This is a genomic window from Albidovulum sediminicola (genome assembly GCF_025751575.1).
Classification (GTDB): domain Bacteria; phylum Pseudomonadota; class Alphaproteobacteria; order Rhodobacterales; family Rhodobacteraceae; genus Albidovulum; species Albidovulum sediminicola.
In genome coordinates, this window is sequence record NZ_JAOWLA010000026.1 from 1 (window position 1) to 19261 (window position 19261).

Genomic DNA, 19261 nt, shown 5'->3' on the forward strand with positions numbered 1-19261 from the left:
TGCCCATACGGCAGCAGATGCTCCGTCGGAATCCCAAGCTTGTCGCCAATCTCCTGGATCGGCCTCTTCTTCGCTTCACGCGCAATCTCAATGTCGGTCTTGAACGCCATAATCCTCGTCTCTCCCTTTCATCCGCCCGTCGGACAGTCTGGGCGGCGCGTTTCGCGAACCCGGTGGCGGTGTCCGTGCATTCCCAAGAATAAAATAATATTCGCTATGGTCAAACCCCTGTTACTCCGGAATGGCCCGAAAAATTGACGGCTGAACCCACGAGAACTGCGGTCATCCGAGCGTGGAGGCCCCTTGCACAATGCAGGACCCCGGCAGGCGGCTTGCCTGCCGGGGTCCGCATCCATCCGGCCATGGCCGTTCTGGTTACTCGGCCGCGATCTCGTTCAGCAGGTAGGATTCCATGGAGTCGTCCAGCGCATCCTTCCAGGGGGTGTGATGGATTGGCGCCATCGTGCCGGTGATGACGGAGCGGTAGCAGTTGTTGCGGAAGGCCATGATGTCTTCCTTCTTGTGGTCTTTCCACTCGAAGAAGGCCTCGCAGGCGCCGTCCACGTCGAAGGAGGGATAGTCCGTCTCGGCGATCAGCTCCTTGACGTAATCGCCCTGGTAGTGGATCGCATCATGCGCGTCCTGACCCGCATCCTCGCCCGCCACGCGGTCCTCCACGTCCTTCACCAGCACCGCCTTGTCGGTCGGGATCGCAATGCGGCCCATGATCGCGTCGCGCACCCACCAGGCCTGCGCGTCGAACATGTTGAAGGTGAACCACTGGTCCTGCATGCCGACGAAGAAGAGCTTGGGGTTGTGGACCCAGACCACGCCCTTGTAGAGGTCGGCGGCGGCCAGGCGGTTCGCGGTCTTCAGGCGCAGATCGTCGGGCAGGAACGGGAAGTGGTGCTTGTAGCCCGTGCACAGGATGATCGCGTCGACCTTTTTCGAGGTGCCGTCGGCGAAGTAGGCCGTGGTCTCGTCCACGCGCACCAGCTTCGGCACTTCCTTCCAGTTGTCGGGCCACTTGAAGCCCATCGGCGCATGGCGATAGGCGACGGTGATCGACTTCGCGCCGTACTTCCAGCACTGGGAGCCGATGTCCTCGGCCGAGTAGGAAGAGCCGAGCAGCAGCAGGTCCTTGCCGGCGAATTCGCGCGCATCACGGAAATCGTGGGCGTGCAGCACGCGGCCGTTGAACTTGTCGAAGCCGGGATATTCCGGAACGTTGGGCACCGAGAAGTGGCCCGAGGCGACGATGACGTTGTCGAAATCCTCGTCATACATCCGGTCGTTTTCGAGGTCGTGGGCGGTGACGGTGAAGTTGCCCTTGTCCTCGTTGTAGCGGACCATGCGGATGGTGGTGGAGAAGCGGATCCAGTCGCGCACGCCCGCCTTCTTCACGCGGCCTTCGATGTAGTCGAAGAGCACCGCGCGCGGCGGGTAGCTGGCGATCTGTTTGCCGAAATGCTCCTCGAAGGAATAGTCGGCGAATTCCAGGCCCTCTTTCGGACCGTTCGACCACAGGTAGCGATACATCGAGCAGTGGACCGGCTCGCCGTATTCATCAAGGCCCGTGCGCCAAGTGTAGTTCCAAAGGCCGCCCCAGTTCGACTGCTTTTCGAAGCAGACGATCTCCGGGATTTCCGCGCCCTTGTTCTTGGCGGACTGGAAGGCCCTGAGTTGCGCAAGGCCCGAGGGACCGGCGCCGATGATTGCCACGCGTTTCGTCAAATCTACCTCCTGTGGTATGAACCAGTTTCACTCTTTGGTGCTTTTGGTCCGGACCAGAGTGACGAATTGGCGCACACCATGTCAATAAAATAATTTGCCTTTTGGTGATCGCGCAGGGATTGTGTTGGGGAATGATGGCGGATCGCCCAGTCGGAACGATGAATACAGGAAGCTTCGTGCAAAGACTGGCGCTTAGGGGCGCCCTGCCCCGGCTGACGGCCGGGGTCGCGGACACGATCGGGGTCGGATTTCTCGCCCCGCTGAGCGGCCAGGTTGAATCCTGGGGGCTGCCGGGGCTGAACGGATGCCGGATCTGGGCCGACAGCATCAACCGGTCTGGGGGGCTTTCCATCGCCGGACAGCGCCATCCGGTGCGCATGGTGCCCTTCGATTGCCGCTATGATTCGCGGCTCGCGCTCGACGGTGTGCGCAAGCTCGTGCAGGACAGCGACGTGAAGCTGCTGCTGACGCTGGGGGGGGACATCCTTCCGCCGATCATCGACTACCTGACGGATCGCAAGCTGCTGACCGCGACGCTGCTTCCCAGCGACCTGTCGCCCGACACGCCCTATCTGATCGCGCCCAGCGAAACCCACCCGGTCTACAACGTCACCGGGATCGACTGGCTGGCCCGGACGCGGCCCGAGCTGCGGCGCATCGCGCTTTGCGCGCAGACCGATGCACTGGGGCTTCCCTCGCTCGCGACCTATCGCGCGGCCTGCGCGGCCGCCGGGATCGAGGTGGTGCGCGAAATCCGCTACGACCCGCAGGGCGGCGACGCCGCCGAGATCGTCGCGGCGATGATGCAGGACGCCCCCGACATCCTGTGCTGGTGCACGAGCTACACGCCGATGGTCCATGCGCTGACCGAGGCCGCCCATGCCGCAGACTTCCGGGGACAGCTTGTGTCCTGCACACTCGATGCCTACCCACAGCTGATCGCGCGAACCTCGCCTGCGTTCATGGAGGGCTTCGTCTTCCAGTTCCCCGATTTCGACGATCCCGCGCTGGCAGAAAAGGCGTTTTTCTTCAACCGGCCCAAGGACTTCTACCTGGAATACCAGCGCCACTTCCCGGGAAGCTGGACGGCGGTTTCCTGGGAGTACGCCGCGATCCTCGACATCTGGCGCGCCGCGGTGGAACACGCGGGCAGCGTCAGCTCGCTCTCGGTTCTCGCGGCGATGAAACAGTCGGGCGTTGTCATGCACGCCTTCGGTCCGGCCGCCTGGTGGGGGTCGGAGGTCTTCGGCATCGACAACGCGCTGATCGGCGACTGGCCCGTGGTGCGGATCCAGGACGGCAAGGCCCGCATCGTCGAGTTCGGCTCGATCCCGGCCTGGCTCGAACAGCACGGCCCCTTGCTGCGCGCCCAGATGGTGGAGCTTGGCCAGATGTGGGACCAGCGCCAGGCCCGCGCCGTGCGCGACGCCGCGACGCGGCGGGTCGGGCCCTAGGCTCAGGCCTCCTGCAACAGAAGCTTCTGCTCCTCGATCAGGTGCAGCTTCACGAATTCCACCGCCGCCTCGATGTCGCGCGAGGCGATCGCGTTGAAGAGCGTGTTGTAGCGCTGCTGGTAGTCGATGATGCGCTTCGGTGTCAGGTAGCGCCTGAGCATCGCCGAGCGGAAGTTCTGGCGGCAGGCGTCGATCGTCAGCTCGTAGCAGGCCGCCAGCAACTGGTTCCCGGTCCCCTGCGCGATCTGGCGGTAAAGCTCCTCCTCCTGCCGGGCAAAGGCGTTCGCGTCGGTGCGGATCTGCTCCATCTGCGACAGCGTTTCGCCCAGCGTCTCGATCTGGCGCGGGGTCATGTTGATGACCGCCAAACGCACCATCTCCGGCTCAAGGATGCCGCGCACGACGAGATGCTGGAGCGGGCTGGTGTTTGAAGCCAGGGGCGAAGGCGCGGCATTGCGCCCGACCTCGCTCTGGTAGGTAACGAAGCTGCCGCTGCCGGCGCGGCGCCGGATCACGCGGCGGGTTTCGAGAACGTCCAGCGCCTCGCGCACGGTGTTGCGGGCGACGCCCAGTTCGGCGGCCAGGGTCCGCTCCGAAGGTAGGCGCTCATCGATCCCGTATTCCTTGGACTCGATACGGGCGAAGAGCGTGTTGATCACCGACTGCACGGTCGCGCCGATCGGGGTCTCGGGCGCGGGCGGTGCTGCAAAGGGAACGGGGCGTGTGCTCACTCGATATCTCCGATGGTCGCTTGCACCAGTTAACCGAAATTGGTCCTCCGGCTCAACAGCGGCGCGCGGGGGCGCAAACGAAAACGGGCGGCCCGCAAAGGCCGCCCGCCGAAAGCTTTGCTGGTCCGATCAGCCTGGCAGGACGAAGAACCAGTTCGCCCAGAGCACGATGCACGCACCGACGATCAGTGCCAGGTAGGGCAGGAAGCCCGCCTTGCGCTCGCCCAGGTCGCCGTTGGAAAGACCCAGATCCTCCAGCGCCTCGGGCGGGAACTTGCCGCCGTCCTGCATGTAGTGGCGGTACCAGAAGACCGGCAGGATGAGGGCGGCGAAGGCCACGCCCGACCACAGCGCGCCGTCATAGCCCCAGACCTTGGCACCCGCGCCCAGAAGCAGGGCGTTGACGAAGGCCAGAAGGGTGTTGAACCCGATCAGCCAGTTCGGCGCCTTCCAGGGCCGGCGAATGTGGCTCGAGTCGATGCGGTGAATCCAGCCAGCGTTCAGGTTGAGGAAGTTGAAGGTCAGGTAACCGACGTTGGAGATTGCGAGCACATAGAAGTAGCCCGCCGCGTCGGAAGCCAGCGCCAGAAGGATCAGGTTGAACACGAGGTCCGTCCACATCGCGTTGGTGGGCGCGCCGTGATCGTTCACATGGCTCAGGTAGCGCGGCAGCCAACCGTCGCGCGACCCCTGGTAGAGCGTCCGTGAGGAGCCCGCCATGGCCGTCATGATGGCAAGGAACAGCGCCATGATCATCAGGATCACGAAGATCTGCGTCACCACGTTCGAGGAGCTGACCATCGAGCCCAGCGCCTGCGCGATGCCGCTACCGTCCACGATGCCCGGGTCAAGCATCCCGGCCGCGCCGAACACGCCCTGGAACGAGAACGGGATCATGAAGTAGAAGATCATGCAGAGCAGGCCGGAGAAGAAGATGGCCTTGAACGTGTCGCGGGCCGGGTCCTTCATCTCTGCAGTGTAGCAGACCGCGGTCTCGAAGCCGTAGGTGGACCAGGCGGCGATATAGAGCGCGCCCAGGAACAGCGTCCATCCACCGATGTTCCACGATCCGACATCCCCGCCATAGGCGACGGACGGCGGCACGATGTCGGTGACGTTCATGTAGTCGATCGAGCCGGTCACGATCGGCACGATGCCGACCAGGAACAGCGGAACCAGAACGACCACCGCCAGCACCTTCTGCGCGCGCGCCGTCGAGGCGATGCCGCGATGCTGAATGGCGAAGATGATCAGCATGAGGATCGCGCCGATCACGAAGGTCGAGTTGAAGTGCAGCGTGCCGAGGCCGGGGATCGTGACGTTGAACGCTTCCCAGACGCGGGCCGCGGGGGTCAGCGCATCGATCGCGGCCGTGCTTTGCACCGCGGCGATCGCATCGGCGACCGAGGTGCCGGCATTGGCGGCGATATAGTCAAGCACCGCCGGGCTTTCGGCCGTGAACTGCGCGCCGTTGGCGACGATCCAGTCAGCCACCACCTGGCTCTCTGCCGTGGGAATCGCGAAAAGCGCGTTCAGGATGTAGCCCGCTGCGATGGCACAGCCGAGCGAGAGCACCGGCGACCAGGCGAACCAGTTACACCAGACCGACAGCGGCGCGATCATCTTGGAATAGCGCAGCCAGGCCGTCGCGCCATAGACCGAGGCGCCGCCCGACTTGTTGCCGAACATGCCTGCGATCTCGGCATAGGTGAAGGACTGTGAAAAGCCCATAATCATCGAGATGATCCAGACGAGGAAGGCCGCCTGGCCCGCCACGCCGGCGATCCCGCCGATGGAGAACAGCACAAGCGGGGGCACCCCCGCCGCAACCCAGAATGCGCCGCGCCAGTCTAGCGCGCGTTGGAGCTTCCGCGACTCGCCGGAAGACTCCGAATAAACAGCGGTGTTGTCGCTGGGCATATTCGTTTCCTTTTCCCTGTTAGTGACCCGCCACGCCCTTCCGGCCTTGGGTCCCATTCTTCGTTCCGGCGCACGTTTCTTGGTTGTGTCTTGCCGTCCCGGCTCCACTCTGCCGCATTGAGCGGTTCGGTCAAAGAAAAATTTCACCAAAATGAAACGAAATTTCCCTTTAAGGCCATAACTTTGATATGCTGAGCCATCAGCCATCGCAGGCAAACCCGACCCCCAACTCCACGTCGCGATGCCTCGTTAGCGCTTGACAGAATGTAACGCCTCCTGTCTCATCAGTAAAAAATCTTGAACATCAGGAGAATTTTGACGGCAAGAAGACCCGTATCGGGTGCAATAACTAGGGAGGAGAACGTGAGTAATCTGACGAGTCGCATCGAAAAGATGCATCGACGTGACGTAACCGTAGCCTGGGCCTTCGTCATCGGCCTCTGGTTCAGCATGGGCTTCGTCGCTTGGGCGACCTGGTCCCTGGCGCCCTCCGGCGCGACGCGCATCGTGCTGCTGATCGGCGGAGCCACCGTGCTGATCTTCAACACCGCCGCGATCATGGCGATGCTGCGCCATTACCGCGAGGACCGCGACTTCATGTATGGCCTCGACATCAAGTTCCTCGACGCCGCCCGGGCCGCGAAGGGGTGACAGCGATGGCAAAATACACACCCCCCGTTCAGGGCAAGCTCGGCCAGATGATCGACGTCGTCGTTCTTCTGGTGATGACCATCGGCTCGCTCTACATCCCGCTGTGGCTCGGCCTGGCCGGCAGCGCCCATGAATCCAACGTGCCGGAGAACCCGACCTGGGAAAGCCTCGGCCAGAACGCGGTGATGGTCGAGAAGTGGAACCAGCTCGGCTACGCGGACGCGGCCTCGGCGGCGGAACTGATTTCCAGCCGCTTCGACTACTCGTTCTCGATCAGCAGCCTTCTGGTGATGATCGTGGTGATCGTCGGTTACTACGCCATCATGCTGCGGTTTTCCGAAAAGGAATACCGCGAGGTGATCGCCGAAAAGTTCAACCAGAGCTGAGCCAAGGAGCGTAGCATGGATATCTGGAACATCATGGAATACGCGGCCTGGGCACTTGCCGCGGTATTCGGTCTGATCATCGTCACGGACTGGCTCCGGACCGACAACAGCTACTCGGAAGAGGTGCTGATGTCGTCCCGCGAAGGGGAGCTTGAAGCCATGACCGAAGAACACAAGATCTGAGGGGCGGACATGAGCGATTTCGACATCACTTCGAAAGAGATCGACGGCATGGCGCCGCACGGCACCAAGGTCGGCCTTCTACGCGTGCTCGGCCCGGCGCATGTCTGGGCGCTTGGCGTGGGCATCGTTCTGGTCGGCGAATACATGGGCTGGAACTTCGCCGTGGGCAAGGGCGGCGCCTTTGCCGCGCTGATCGCCTGCTGGTTCGCGGGGCTGCTTTACACCTGCGTCGCCATGATCGACAGCGAGGTCACCTCGACCGTCGCCGCCGCAGGCGGGCAGTACACGCAGGCCAAGCACATCGTCGGCCCGCTGATGGCCTTCAACGTGGGCCTCTACCTTGTCTTCGCCTACACGATGCTGGAGGCGGCGAACGCGATCACGGTCGGGTTCCTGATCGACACGGTGGCGGTCATGTCGGGGCATGAAGGGCTTGATCAACGCCCCTTCATCGTGCTCGCGATCATGTTCCTGGCCTGGCTGAACTATCGCGGCGTGCTGGCCACGCTCACCTTCAGCCTGGTGATCACCGCGATCGCCTTCAGCGCCATCATCATCCTGTTCCTGGCCACTTCGCCGGTTTTCGGCGGCGATGTGCTCCGGCATGAGGCGCTGATGACGGACCTGCCCTACGGCTGGCTCGGTGTGCTGGCGGCGATGCACTTCGGCCTGTGGTACTACCTCGGGATCGAGGGAACGACCCAGGCCGCCGAAGAGGTCCGCTCGCCCGCGCGCGCGCTGCCCTTCGGGACGCTTGCGGGGATCATGACGCTGCTGATCGCGGCCACGCTGACCTGGTATGTCTGCGTGGGCCTGATGCCCTGGGAATACCTCGGCCAGGCGGGCGTGCCGCTCTTCGACGCGGCGCGGATGTCGGGATCGACCGGCCTGATGGTGCTGCTGGGTATCGGCACGCTCTTTGCGACGCTGGCCTCGGCCAACGGCTGCATCAACGACGCCAGCCGCGCCTGGTTCGCGATGGGCCGCGACCACTACCTGCCGTCGTGGTTCGGCGCGGTGCATCCGGTCTACCGGACGCCCTACCGCTCGATCATCTTCCTGGTGCCGATCGCGCTGATCTTCGCGCTTGGTGCACCGCTGGACCAGGTGATCACCTTCTCGATCCTCTCGGGGCTCCTGGAATACACGTTCATGCCGATCAACGTGATCCTGTTCCGCCGCAAATGGCCGCTCCACGCGATCAAACGGGGGTATGAGCATCCGTTCCATCCGATCCCGGCGATCGTGCTGCTGTCGCTTTGCGGGGTCGCCTACTTCGCGGTGTTCCTTGGTTACGGTACCCAGCTTGTCGCGATGATCGCCTTCTACATCACCGTGTCGCTGTGGTTCCACTTCTGGCGCTACCGCTTCGTGCGCCGCGCCGCGCAGTTCACCATGCCCTGGCCGCGGCCGCAGGGTTACTGAGGAGCTGACGCAACGAATCGAGGGCCCGCCCACAAGGGCGGGCCTTTTTTCTCCGGGGGGATGACGATGGAACAGACGGGACTGGGACTTCTGGCGGCGGCGCTGGGGATCGCCGGGCTGATGCTTCTATGGCAGACGGTTCGGGCCAGCAGGGCGCGCGGCGCGATCCGGGCGGCCTATTTCGACAAGGTCTCGGCGCTTTTTGCGGACACGCGCACCGGGCGGGCGGGAACCGGCTTTCCGCGCCTGAACGGGCGCTACCGCGGCGCCACCTTCGACCTTCAGGCGCTTCCCGACACGCTGACCTTCCGAAAGCTTCCGGCGCTTTGGGTCATGGTCACCCTGCCCGCGCCCCTGCCGCTGCGCGCCACGCTGGACGTGATGGTCCGGGCGACCGGGTTGGAGCCGTTCTCGAACTTCCACAGCCTTGAGGACCAAGTCGCGCCGCCGCCCGGGTTCCCCGAGGATTGCAAGCTGCGCAGCGACGATGCGACCCAGCTTCCGCCGTCGGGCCTGCTGGAGCGTCACGCGACGCTCTTTCACGATCCGCGCGTGAAGGAACTGGTGCTTTCGCCCAAGGGCCTCCGCATCACCTTCCTGGCCGAAGAGGCGAACCGCGGCCGCTACCTGCTGTTCCGCGATGCCGAGCTTGGCACCCTGCCTTTGCCCCAAACCCGGCTCCTGCCGCATCTCGACAGGCTCCTCGCGCTCAGGGATGATGTGCTGGAAATGACGGCGCCCGCCGAAAGGATCTCTGCCTGATGTCGCAAAAGGCCCCGACCGCCCCGCTCCTTGTCCTGGCCGCGAGCCTCGTGCTGCCCGGCAGCGGTCAGGTGCTGAACCGCCAGCCGGTGCGCGGGCTCACCTTCCTGTTCTTCATCCTGCTTCTTGGCGGCTACACGCTGAAGACCGCCGCGCCAGAGGTGTCGATCGTCGGCAAGCTGGCGGGCGGTCTTTTCGTCTACGCGATGTCGGTCTTCGACGCCTACAAGCAGGCGCGGGTGCGCACAGAGGTCTGGCGCCACCGCGCCCGGCAGGTTCAGTCCGAGGACGCCGGGTAGTTGCCCTTCACCCGCTCCTTCGTCGGGTCGAAGTGCGGGAAGGCCACCACGGTCGCCAGAAGGCGCTTCTGATCGCCGTCAAGACGCCCGACCTCAAGCCGGGTTCCGGGCGCGGCATGGGTCACGTCCACCCGCGCCAGCGCGATGACCTTGCCCAGGACCGGCGACTTCAGCGCCGAGGTCACGACACCGATCTGCGGCTTGCCGACATGCACGCAGTCGCCCGGCGTTGGCACGATGCCGCCGTCGAGATCCAGCCCCACGAGCTTTTTCTGCGGGCTTGCCTTACGCGCCTCAAGCGCCGCGCGGCCGATGAAGTCGTCGGTCTTCGACTTCAGCGGCACCGCGAATCCGATACCGGCCTCCATCGGGTCGGTCTGGTCGTCGAACTCGGACCCGGCAAAGATCAGCCCGGACTCGATCCTGAGCATGTCCAGCGCCTTCAGCCCCAGCGGGATCATTCCCATCGGTTCGCCCACCTTCCAGATCGCATCGAAGATCGTGGTGGCGTCCTTCGGGTGGCAGAAGACCTCATACCCCAGTTCGCCCGAATAGCCGGTGCGGCTGACCACGACGGCGGGACCGTCGAAACCATGCAGGCGACCGATGGTCAGGCGGAACCATCCAAGCTCCTCGACCGTGGGCTGGGCGGGCGGCGTCCAGATGACCTGCTTGAGGATCTCGCGCGACAGCGGCCCCTGGACCGCGACGTTGCAGTGATGATCGGTCGACGTCCGCACCCAGACGTTCAGCCCCCGCTCCTCGGCCTGCTTGCGCAGCCAGAGGCCCGACTGGTCGTTGCCACCGATCCAGCGGAAGTTCGTCTCGCCCAGGCGGAAGACCGTGCCGTCGTCGATCATCCCGCCGTGATCGTAGCACATGGCGGTATAGACGATGCCGCCCACCGGCAGCTTCTTGATGTCGCGGGTGACGCAAAGCTGCATCAGCGCCTCCGCGTCGGGGCCGGTAACCTCGTATTTGCGCAGCGGCGAGAGGTCCATGATCACGGCCTTTTCCCGCGCCGCCCAGTATTCGGCGGTGGCACCGTGGTTCGTCATCTCGCTGGGCAGCCAGTAGCCGTTGTATTCGACGAAGCTGCGCGTGTGGCGCGCGAAGCAGTCGTGGAACCCGGTTTTTTTCGTCTCTTCCAAATCAGCCCCCGGTGTTTTGCGCCAGCCAATCGAACGCTTGAAGTCTTCGGTCTTGTCGTACAGCCGCACCTGGATATCGGTCGGATTCCAGCCGTTGGCCGGGTCGATATCGCAGGGGCAGGCGGTGGAGACGCAGACCAGATCGGTCAGCGCCCGAAGCAGCACGTAGTCCCCCGGACGGGACCAGGGATCGTCCATGCCGATCGCGTGGGTGTCGTCCAGAAGCGTGTTGAAGAAGTAGTTGATCGCTGGCCAGCCGCCGCGCGGGCGGATGCCGAAGGCGGAAAGCTGGCGGTTGATGTTGTCCGAACAATTGACGTGGCCGGGATAGCCCAGATCCTCGTAGTAGCGCGCAGTGCAGGCCAGGCCGAATGTGTCGTGCCGGCCGACCGTGTCCTGAACGATCTCGATCAGCGGCTCGTGGTCAACCGTGAAGTATTTGGAATGCAGCCCCGGCATCGGATAGAGCGAGCCCATGAGCGAGCGCGTCGTGGTCGGATCGATCTCCCGCTCGATGCCCTTGTCGAGCGCGCGCAGCGAAAATGCCTGGAAGTCGGTGCATTCGCGGCCCTTCACATCCAGGATCTGGATGTATTGGCCTGCCTTGACGACATAGGGCAGCGCCTGCCCCGGCTTGATATTTTCATCCAGAAGCGGGTCCGCCAGCGGATCGGGCGGCGCCAGCGCGTCCTTACCCTTGGGCGGGTTCGCGCGGCGGACGTAAAGCACCACGTCGGTTGGCGCCCAGTGATCGTGCGGCTCCATCGGCCCGCCTGCCGCGCAGACGATCAGGAGCCCGTCCACCGAGGCGGTGAAGCTCGCGAAATCGCCAGGACGAGAGCCGTCTTCGAACACTTTCGCCGCATCGGCCTTGCCGAGGTCGAAGCCCGATTTCTCCAGCGCACGAACGACCTTGCGCCCGGAAGGGTCGGACACCAGCGCGGCCTTCAGCCCCGCGGGATCGCGTCCCCCCTTGGCCCCGATCATGCCCGCGTCCGAGCGGCCGTCATGGGCGAAGAACACCAGTTCGACAGGCTGAAGCCCCTCGCGATCCTGGATCGTGATTTCGTCGCCCTTGAAGATCGGCACGGCACGGCTGCCGCCACCGGGTACCGGATGCCGCTCCATTCCGGGCGGCAGGACAGGCAGGCCGGGAATCACGACACCGGCGCGCTCAAACGGTCTTTCCAGGGTGGCTTGCATGGGCTTCCTACATTGACTGGGTCCTGCAGCCCATCACCTTGGTCGGCGCGGCTGGGGATTGGCTGCGATCATGCCAAGGCGCGCCGGAATGCGCGCGGAGAATTATTGTGGTCTTTGCCTCTAATTTATTGTGGCAAATTTCCCTGTCGGGTCTAGGATCACGCGCAACCGGCCTTGCGCCGCGCATCGACCTTACTGCGAAAGCCGCGCAGATGAACCAGACCACCCGCCGCCCGGCCGAACGCCGCAAACCGCTGCCCCCGCTGGATTACCTTCTGGCCTTCGAGGCCGCCGCCGAACATGAGAGTTTTGCCGCGGCCGCCCGCCAGATCAACATCAGCGAAACGGCGATCAGCCGGAAGGTCCGCCTGCTGGAGCAGCATTTCGGCTTGCAGCTCTTTGCACGCGGGCACCGTTCGATCGAGCTCACGCCTTACGGGCGCGAGTTCCTCGCGCGGATCTCCCCGGCCATCGAGATGCTGCGCGAAGCCGCCGATGACGCGCTGAAGACCAGCAAGAACCGCCCGGTCATCCTTGCTGCGACGCAGTCCGTCGCCTCGCTCTGGCTGACGCCCCGGCTGCATGAGTTCCGGCAAGCGAACAGGCACCTGAGCATCATGCTGGTCGCCTCGGACAACGACACCGAATGCCTGGCGGATACGGTTGACCTCGCCATCCTGCGCGGCGACGGGAGCTGGAAGGGGTTCGACGCCCAGCTTGTCTTCGGGGAGACGATCTTTCCCGTCTGCTCGCCCGAATTCCTGGCGCAGAACCCCGAGGTCGCCGAGATCGAGAACCTGGCCGGTGCGCCGCTGATCGAGGTGACGAGCAGCCATACCGAGTGGATGAACTGGCAGGCCTGGCTCGCCCGCATGGGCGCCGAGGCGCGGCGGCTTGAGCGGACGACACTCTTCAACTCCTACCCTCTCTCGATCCACGCGGCCCTTGACGGCGTGGGCGTGGCGCTGGGCTGGGGGCACCTGGTCGACCAGTACCTGAACAACGGCCGGCTGGTGCGGCCGCTGGGCGATGCACAGGTCCGCACCAAGTTCGGCTACTACCTTCTGACGCCGCAAAACCACCCCGCCTTCCCCAGTCGCACCGAGATCTCGGATTGGCTCATGGCGGTCAGCGCGTCGCGCAAACGCTACGGTCAATAGCGGGCGGCCCGGCCGCCCATGTCGGAAGTCACATCAAAAATGTCCGAACCGGCGCTGTCGCAACAGCCCCGCAACGGTGCACCTTGGACCGGAACTGTTCTGAGGTTGACATGCGCTATTCGGGCTTCAAGGTCCTCAAGGAGGCACTGACCGGGCACAAGGGCTGGACGCCGGCCTGGCGCGATCCCGCGCCCAAACCCCATTACGACATCGTCGTGATCGGCGGCGGCGGGCACGGGCTTGCGACGGCCTACTACCTTGCCAAGGTCTTCTCGAAATCCAGCGTCGCGGTGCTGGAAAAGGGCTGGATCGGCGGCGGAAACGTCGGCCGCAACACCACGATCATCCGGTCGAACTACCTGCTCGATGGGAATGAACCCTTCTACGAATTCTCGATGAAGCTGTGGGAAGGGCTGGAGCAGGACTTCAATTTCAACGCGATGGTCAGCCAACGCGGTGTCTTGAACCTCTGCCACACCGACGCCCAGCGCGACGCCTTCCGCCGACGCGCCAATGCGATGCGGTTGAACGGCGTCGATTCCGAGCTTCTGGATACCGAGGGCGTTCGCAAGATGGCGCCCTTCCTCAACTTCGAAAGCGCGCGCTTCCCGATCAAGGGCGGGCTCTTGCAGCCGCGCGGCGGCACGGTGCGCCACGACGCGGTGGCCTGGGGCTATGCCCGCGGCGCCGACCTGCGCGGTGTCGACATCATCCAGAACTGCGAAGTCACCGGCTTCCGCATCGAGAACGGCACCTGCAAGGGCGTCGAGACCACACGCGGCTTCATCGGCGCGGGCAAGGTCGGCGTGGCGGTCGCGGGGTCCTCTGGCCGGGTCATGGCCAAGGCCGGCATGCGCCTTCCAATCGAAAGCCACGTCTTGCAGGCCTTCGTGTCCGAGGGGCTGAAGCCGATCCTGCCCGGCGTCATCACCTATGGCGCGGGGCATTTCTATGTCAGCCAGTCCGACAAGGGCGGCCTGGTCTTCGGCGGCGACATCGACGGCTACAACTCCTACGCCCAGCGCGGCAACCTGCCGGTGGTCGAGGATGTCTGCGAGGGGGGGATGAGCCTGATGCCGATGATCGGGCGCGCCCGGCTCCTGCGGATGTGGGGCGGCATCATGGACATGTCGATGGACGGCTCGCCCATCATCGACAAGACCGATATCGACGGGCTCTATTTCAACGGCGGCTGGTGCTACGGCGGCTTCAAGGCGACGCCCGCCTCGGGCTGGGCTTTCGCGCATCTGCTTGCCACCGGCACCCCGCATGAAACCGCCACGGCCTATCGTTTCGACCGGTTCCGCAAGGGGCTGATGATCGACGAAAAGGGCATGGGCGCCCAGCCGAACCTGCACTGAGGATACCAGAATGATCATCCCGCATCCCTTGCTTGGACCGCGCGATTCGCAGGAATTCACCTATCTGGGTGACGCGCATCTGATCGAGCGGCCCGACTGGCAGGCCGCAGACGCGCAGGACCAGTTCCACGACTATCTCTACCTGCGCGACAACCCCGCCGGCGTTCACCGCGAACTGTGGTTCCACGAACAGGGCGACCGCAGCTGGCTTGTCGTGACGCGTAACACCGTGACCCATGAAATCCTTTCGGCAGAGCTTGCGCGCGACGTGGCGCGGGCCAAGGGGCGCAGCAAATGAGCCAGATGAACCGTATCGAAGGCGGCCTGATCGACCGCGGACGCACCATCGGCTTCCGCTTTGACGGGCGCAGCTATCAGGGCCATCCCGGCGACACGCTGGCCTCGGCGCTGCTGGCCAACGGCGTGCGGCTGATGGGCCGGTCCTTCAAGTACCACCGCCCGCGCGGCCCGCTGACCGCCGGCTCCGAGGAGCCGAACGCGCTGGTCGAACTGCGCACCGGCGCGCGGCAGGAACCCAACACCCGCGCCACCGTGGCCGAGCTTTTCGACGGGCTCGATGCGCGCAGCCAGAACCGCGTGGGCTCGCTCAACTTCGACCTGCTGGCGGTGAACGACCTGATGTCGCCCTTCTTCGCGGCCGGGTTCTATTACAAGACCTTCATGTGGCCGAAGGCCTTCTGGGAAAAGCTTTACGAGCCGATGATCCGCCGCGCCGCCGGCCTTGGCAGCCTGACCGCGCAACCCGACCCGGACGTCTATGACAAGGGCTTCCTGCATTGCGACCTGCTCGTCATCGGCGCGGGTCCGGCGGGCCTTGCCGCCGCGCTGACGGCGGGCCGCGCGGGCGCCGACGTCATCCTCGCGGATGAGGATTTCCTGGCCGGCGGCCGACTCAACGCCGAAACCTTCGCGCTGGGCGACATGTCGGGCAGCGCCTGGGCGGCGCAGACCGTCGCGGAGCTTGCCAGCCTGCCCAACGTGCGGGTGATGACGCGCACGACGATTCTCGGCGCCTTCGATCACGGTATCTATGGCGCGCTGGAGCGGGTTTCGGACCACCTGGCCGAACCCGCGCCGGGCAAGCCGCGCCAGACGCTTTGGCGCATCTACGCCAAGCGCAGCGTCCTGGCCGCCGGCGCGCTCGAACGCCCGATCGCGTTCCGCAACAACGACCGTCCGGGCATCATGCTCGGCTCGGCGCTGCGTGCCTATGCGAACCGCTGGGCCGCGCTTCCGGGCAAGTCGGTCGCGATCTTCACCAACAACGATGACGGGCACCGGACCGCGACCGACCTGATCGCGCGCGGCGTGAACGTCGCGGCGGTGATCGACAGCCGCCTGAGCGAGGCGCCGCGCACCAACCGCTACGAGGTTCTGGCCGGCGGCCAGGTCGAGGACGCTTCGGGCCGGCTCGGCCTCAGCTCGATCCGGGTCAAACTGCCGGGCGGCGCGACGCGGACCCTGTCCTGCGACGCGCTCGGCGTGTCGGGCGGCTGGAACCCCAACGTCCACCTGACCTGCCACCAGCGCGGCCTGCCGGTCTGGAACGAGGCGATCGCCGCCTTCGTCCCCGGCCAGTCGCTGCCGCAGGGCATGACCGTCGCCGGATCGGCGAACGGCGTCTTCTCGACCTCCGGAGCACTGGCCTCTGGCGCGGCGGCGGCGGCGGCGGCGTTGGGCGATCTCGGCCTGAAGGCCAAGGCCGCCGAACTGCCCGAGGCAGAAGACGCGCCCGTCCGCATCACGCCTCTCTATCACGTGCCCGGCAAGGGGCGCGCCTGGCTTGACCAGCAGAACGACGTGACCGTGAAGGACGTGAAGCTCGCGCATCAGGAAGGCTACCGTTCGGTCGAGCATCTGAAGCGCTACACCACGCTTGGCATGGCGACCGATCAGGGCAAGACCGCGAATATCGGCGGTCTGGCCGTCATGGCGGAGATGACCGGCAAGTCGATCCCCGACACAGGCACCACGATCTTCCGCCCGCCCTACACGCCGGTCGCCATCGGCGCCTTCGCCGGCCGCTCCGCCGGCAAGGACTTCCGCCCGGTCCGGCAAACGCCCAGCCACAAATGGGCCGCCGAGCAGGGCGCCGTCTTCGTCGAGGTCGGCATGTGGCTCCGGACCCAGTGGCTGCCCCGCGCGGGCGAGACGCACTGGCGCCAATCCGTCGACCGGGAGGCGCTCGCGACGCGCAAATCGGTGGGCATCTGCGACGTGACCACGCTCGGCAAGATCGACGTGCAGGGCACCGACGCGGCGGAGTTCCTCAACCGCATCTACGCCAACCCCTTCGCCAAGCTTGCCGTCGGCAAGGTCCGCTACGGGTTGATGCTGCGCGAGGACGGGATGGCGATGGACGACGGCACCACCGCGCGCCTGGCCGAGGATCATTTCGTCATGACCACGACCACGGCCAACGCGGTCGGCGTCTACCGGCACATGGAGTTCTGCCGTCAGTGCCTTTGGCCGGACATGGACGTCCAGATCATCTCGACCACCGAGGCCTGGGCGCAATTCTCGGTCGCAGGTCCGAACGCCCGCAAGCTCTTGCAAAAGATCGTCGATCCCGCCCACGACATCTCGAACGAGGCGTTCCCCTACATGGGTTGCGGTGACATCACGGTCTGCGGCGGGCTGCGCGCGCGGCTGTTCCGGATCTCGTTCTCAGGCGAGCTTGCCTATGAGATCGCGGTGCCAACCCGCTACGGCGACGCGCTGATCCGGCGTATGGTCGAGGAGGGCAAGGAGTTCGACGCGGTCGTCTACGGCACCGAGGCGCTGGGCGTCATGCGGATCGAAAAGGGCCACGCGGCGGGCAACGAGCTGAACGGCACGATCACGGCGCTGAACCTCGGCATGGGCGGGATGGTGTCCAAGAAGAAGGACTCCATCGGCTCCACCCTGTCCGAGCGCGAAGGGCTGAACCGCGATGACGCGCTGAACCTCGTGGGCTTCCGACCGGTCAATCCGCAGGAAAGCTTCGCCGCCGGGTCGCATTTCATCGCGAAGGACGCCGTCGCCAACGCCGCCAACGACCAGGGCTACATGACCTCGGTCTGCTATTCGCCAAACCTTGGCCACACGATCGGGCTCGGGTTCCTCAAGAACGGCGCCGCGCGCAAGGGCGAGGTGCTGCGCGCCGTGAACCCGGTGCAGAATACCGAAACGCTAGTCGAAGTGGTCAGCGCCCATTTCGTCGATCCTGAGGGGGAACGTCTCCGTGCATGACCTTGCAGCCCTGACGCCGCTCGGCGGCGCCCAGCCGCGCACCGACCGCGTCGGCGACATCACGATCACCGAGGTTACGGATCGGGCGCTGGCCTCGGTCTCCCGTCGCAACGGCAAGGCGGCGGAATTCAACGCGGCGGCGGCGGGCCTCTTCGGCACCGACCTTCCCGGCCCCGGTCACTGGGCCGCCGGCCCGGTCTGGACGCTGATCTGGACCGCGTCGGACCAATGGTTCGCCGAGGCCCCCTTCGCCACGCATGAGGATATCGCCGCGATCACCAAACAGGCCTTTGGCGACAGCGCCTCGGTCACCGAACAGACCGACGGCTGGGTGCGCTTCGACCTCGAAGGGCCGACGGTCATCGACCTGCTCGAACGGCTCTGCCCGGTGCCCGCGCGCCGCATGCCGACCGGCGCCGCCACCCGCAGCGTGATCGAACATATCGGATCCTTCGTGATCTGCCGCGAGGCGGGCCGGCATTTCAGTGTGCTGGCGCCCCGGTCCTTCGCGGGGTCGATGCACCATGCGCTGGCTGCCGCCGCGCGCTCGATCGCCTGACCCTTTCAGGCCGAGGGCAACGGCCTGTTGTCCTCGACCCGGAAGCGGTTGATCATGTCTCGGTCTTCGGCCGGATTGAGGCCGAATTCCTCCCGGTAGTGCCGCAGGAGCGGCGCCACCGTCTCATAGCCCACCGCGGCGGCGACGCGCGCCATCGACTCCCTTGAAAACAGGACCAGCTGGCGCGCCGCCTTCATCCGGATCGTGCGGTAGTAGCGCGAGGGGCTTTGACCTGTCGCCTTCTTGAACTGCCGTTCCAGCTGGCGGGGTGAGACCCCGACGCTTTCGGCCAGTTCCTCGATGGCGATGGGGCTGGAGATGTTCCGGTTCAGGATCTCGACCGCCTTGGCCACTGGACCGGGCAAGAGATCGGCGGTGCTGTCGCGCCGGAAGGTCGGGGTCTTCTGACGTACTCCGCGTCCCCGCACCACCGGATGCTGGAACCAGCAGGCGACCTCGGTCGCGACACCGGCGCCCAGGCGGTCCTCGATGAAGCTGAGCATGAGGTCGAAAGAGGCCGCCGCGCCCGAAACCGTATAGCGCGGGTGATCGAAGACGATCACGTCGTCGCGCATCCGCAGGTCAGGAAACTCCTGCGCGAAGGCCGCCTCGTAGCACCAGTGGACAGAAACAGCGTGTCCGTCCAGCAGCCCGGTACGCGCCAGCGGGAAGACGCCGCCGCTGACCCCGCCGACGGCGGTGCCGTGCCGCGCCAGACGCCGCAGATGGCCTTCCGCGCTTTTCCGATCGATGAAGCGCGCGGTCGGGCTGCTGAGCAGGAACAGATAGTCGATCTCCCCCGCGTCCGACAGCGTGAGGTCGGGGTCGAAAACCACCTGGGCGCTTGACGCGACGCGCGCGCCATCCTCGGACAGGATGCGCCATTGAAAGGCCTGAACGCCCGCGATTTCGTTCGCCGCGCGCAGTGGTTCGATCATCGAGGTCAGGCAAGACATCGGAAAACCTGGAAAAACCAGGAATCCGATGGTGATCGCGCGTTGAACCGGAGGCATATTCATATTACCTTTAG

At 65.2% G+C, this 19261-nt stretch carries 18 protein-coding genes; 12 read left to right on the forward strand and 6 right to left on the reverse strand.

Features of this window, described 5'->3' with window-relative positions; all coding sequences use genetic code 11:
- Together OE647_RS18605 and OE647_RS18610 are read right to left on the reverse strand one after the other, a co-directional pair.
- On the reverse strand, positions 1-110 hold a 110-nt coding region (locus tag OE647_RS18605), incomplete at its 3' end, for a formate--tetrahydrofolate ligase (RefSeq protein ID WP_263722762.1).
- Between the two features lie 265 nt (positions 111-375).
- Positions 376-1734 (reverse strand): NAD(P)-binding domain-containing protein, encoded by a 1359-nt coding sequence (locus tag OE647_RS18610; RefSeq protein WP_263723265.1) that lies wholly within the window; start codon positions 1732-1734, stop codon positions 376-378.
- 158 nt (positions 1735-1892) lie between these two features.
- Here OE647_RS18610 and OE647_RS18615 point away from each other — a divergent pair, with 158 nt between their 5' ends.
- The gene (locus OE647_RS18615) at positions 1893-3188 is read left to right on the forward strand and encodes an ABC transporter substrate-binding protein (protein ID WP_263723266.1); all 1296 of its coding nucleotides are present in this window, start codon (positions 1893-1895) and stop codon (positions 3186-3188) included.
- A 2-nt stretch (positions 3189-3190) separates the two neighbouring features.
- Here OE647_RS18615 and OE647_RS18620 read toward each other — a convergent pair whose 3' ends face one another.
- Together OE647_RS18620 and OE647_RS18625 are read right to left on the reverse strand one after the other, a co-directional pair.
- Positions 3191-3919 (reverse strand): FadR/GntR family transcriptional regulator, encoded by a 729-nt coding sequence (locus tag OE647_RS18620; protein WP_263723267.1) that lies wholly within the window; start codon positions 3917-3919, stop codon positions 3191-3193.
- A gap of 129 nt (positions 3920-4048) precedes the next feature.
- Positions 4049-5839, reverse strand: coding sequence for an APC family permease (locus OE647_RS18625; protein WP_263723268.1), 1791 nt, complete (start codon positions 5837-5839; stop codon positions 4049-4051).
- A 363-nt stretch (positions 5840-6202) separates the two neighbouring features.
- Here OE647_RS18625 and OE647_RS18630 point away from each other — a divergent pair, with 363 nt between their 5' ends.
- The 6 genes from OE647_RS18630 (at position 6203) to OE647_RS18655 (ending at position 9545) form a co-directional block, all read left to right on the forward strand.
- A complete protein-coding gene (locus OE647_RS18630; protein WP_263723269.1) occupies positions 6203-6490 on the forward strand; it encodes a hypothetical protein in 288 nt (95 codons plus the stop codon).
- Between the two features lie 5 nt (positions 6491-6495).
- On the forward strand, positions 6496-6876 hold the full coding sequence (locus OE647_RS18635; RefSeq protein ID WP_263723270.1) for a hypothetical protein: 381 nt from the start codon (positions 6496-6498) through the stop codon (positions 6874-6876).
- A gap of 15 nt (positions 6877-6891) precedes the next feature.
- On the forward strand, positions 6892-7059 hold the full coding sequence (locus OE647_RS18640; protein WP_263723271.1) for a hypothetical protein: 168 nt from the start codon (positions 6892-6894) through the stop codon (positions 7057-7059).
- Between the two features lie 9 nt (positions 7060-7068).
- Positions 7069-8484 carry an APC family permease gene (locus OE647_RS18645; RefSeq protein WP_263723272.1) on the forward strand — a complete coding sequence of 472 codons (1416 nt, stop codon included), beginning with the start codon at positions 7069-7071 and terminating at the stop codon, positions 8482-8484.
- Positions 8485-8550: 66 nt separating this feature from the next.
- Positions 8551-9246, forward strand: coding sequence for a hypothetical protein (locus OE647_RS18650; protein WP_263723273.1), 696 nt, complete (start codon positions 8551-8553; stop codon positions 9244-9246).
- Positions 9246-9545, forward strand: coding sequence for a hypothetical protein (locus tag OE647_RS18655; RefSeq protein WP_263723274.1), 300 nt, complete (start codon positions 9246-9248; stop codon positions 9543-9545). Before OE647_RS18650 ends, OE647_RS18655 begins: the two co-directional genes overlap by 1 nt.
- Here the strand turns inward: OE647_RS18655 and OE647_RS18660 are convergent.
- Positions 9524-11899: a DUF1989 domain-containing protein gene (locus tag OE647_RS18660; RefSeq protein ID WP_263723275.1), complete on the reverse strand. Its 2376-nt coding sequence runs from the start codon at positions 11897-11899 to the stop codon at positions 9524-9526. The two genes, OE647_RS18655 and OE647_RS18660, sit on opposite strands and share 22 nt — an antisense overlap.
- 212 nt (positions 11900-12111) lie before the next feature.
- Between OE647_RS18660 and OE647_RS18665 the strand changes: the two genes are divergently transcribed.
- The 5 genes from OE647_RS18665 (at position 12112) to OE647_RS18685 (ending at position 18231) form a co-directional block, all read left to right on the forward strand.
- Positions 12112-13059: a LysR substrate-binding domain-containing protein gene (locus tag OE647_RS18665; RefSeq protein ID WP_263723276.1), complete on the forward strand. Its 948-nt coding sequence runs from the start codon at positions 12112-12114 to the stop codon at positions 13057-13059.
- A gap of 110 nt (positions 13060-13169) precedes the next feature.
- Complete coding sequence (locus OE647_RS18670) at positions 13170-14420, forward strand: sarcosine oxidase subunit beta family protein (RefSeq protein ID WP_263723277.1); 1251 nt, start codon at positions 13170-13172, stop codon at positions 14418-14420.
- A gap of 10 nt (positions 14421-14430) precedes the next feature.
- Positions 14431-14718, forward strand: a complete 288-nt coding sequence (locus tag OE647_RS18675) for a sarcosine oxidase subunit delta (RefSeq protein WP_263723278.1) — start codon at positions 14431-14433, stop codon at positions 14716-14718.
- The gene (locus OE647_RS18680; RefSeq protein WP_263723279.1) at positions 14715-17672 is read left to right on the forward strand and encodes a sarcosine oxidase subunit alpha family protein; all 2958 of its coding nucleotides are present in this window, start codon (positions 14715-14717) and stop codon (positions 17670-17672) included. The genes OE647_RS18675 and OE647_RS18680 overlap by 4 nt, the downstream gene beginning before the upstream one ends.
- Entirely contained in the window at positions 17665-18231 is a 567-nt protein-coding gene (locus OE647_RS18685) for a sarcosine oxidase subunit gamma (RefSeq protein WP_263723280.1), read from the forward strand. Before OE647_RS18680 ends, OE647_RS18685 begins: the two co-directional genes overlap by 8 nt.
- 5 nt (positions 18232-18236) lie before the next feature.
- Here the strand turns inward: OE647_RS18685 and OE647_RS18690 are convergent, their stop codons facing one another.
- Entirely contained in the window at positions 18237-19187 is a 951-nt protein-coding gene (locus tag OE647_RS18690) for a GlxA family transcriptional regulator (protein ID WP_263723281.1), read from the reverse strand.
- Positions 19188-19261 lie beyond the last annotated feature (74 nt).

Excerpts from the sequence above, each read along its gene's own strand:
- OE647_RS18625 (WP_263723268.1), bottom strand. The coding sequence starts at position 5,839 with ATGCCCAGCGACAACACCGCTGTTTATTCGGAGTCTTCCGGCGAGTCG.
- OE647_RS18665 (WP_263723276.1), top strand. The coding sequence starts at position 12,112 with ATGAACCAGACCACCCGCCGCCCGGCCGAACGCCGCAAACCGCTGCCC.
- OE647_RS18615 (WP_263723266.1), top strand. The coding sequence starts at position 1,893 with ATGAATACAGGAAGCTTCGTGCAAAGACTGGCGCTTAGGGGCGCCCTG.
- OE647_RS18680 (WP_263723279.1), top strand. The coding sequence starts at position 14,715 with ATGAGCCAGATGAACCGTATCGAAGGCGGCCTGATCGACCGCGGACGC.
- OE647_RS18675 (WP_263723278.1), top strand. The coding sequence starts at position 14,431 with ATGATCATCCCGCATCCCTTGCTTGGACCGCGCGATTCGCAGGAATTC.
- OE647_RS18640 (WP_263723271.1), top strand. The coding sequence starts at position 6,892 with ATGGATATCTGGAACATCATGGAATACGCGGCCTGGGCACTTGCCGCG.
- OE647_RS18655 (WP_263723274.1), top strand. The coding sequence starts at position 9,246 with ATGTCGCAAAAGGCCCCGACCGCCCCGCTCCTTGTCCTGGCCGCGAGC.
- OE647_RS18660 (WP_263723275.1), bottom strand. The coding sequence starts at position 11,899 with ATGCAAGCCACCCTGGAAAGACCGTTTGAGCGCGCCGGTGTCGTGATT.
- OE647_RS18690 (WP_263723281.1), bottom strand. The coding sequence starts at position 19,187 with ATGTCTTGCCTGACCTCGATGATCGAACCACTGCGCGCGGCGAACGAA.
- OE647_RS18635 (WP_263723270.1), top strand. The coding sequence starts at position 6,496 with ATGGCAAAATACACACCCCCCGTTCAGGGCAAGCTCGGCCAGATGATC.
- OE647_RS18645 (WP_263723272.1), top strand. The coding sequence starts at position 7,069 with ATGAGCGATTTCGACATCACTTCGAAAGAGATCGACGGCATGGCGCCG.
- OE647_RS18650 (WP_263723273.1), top strand. The coding sequence starts at position 8,551 with ATGGAACAGACGGGACTGGGACTTCTGGCGGCGGCGCTGGGGATCGCC.
- OE647_RS18670 (WP_263723277.1), top strand. The coding sequence starts at position 13,170 with ATGCGCTATTCGGGCTTCAAGGTCCTCAAGGAGGCACTGACCGGGCAC.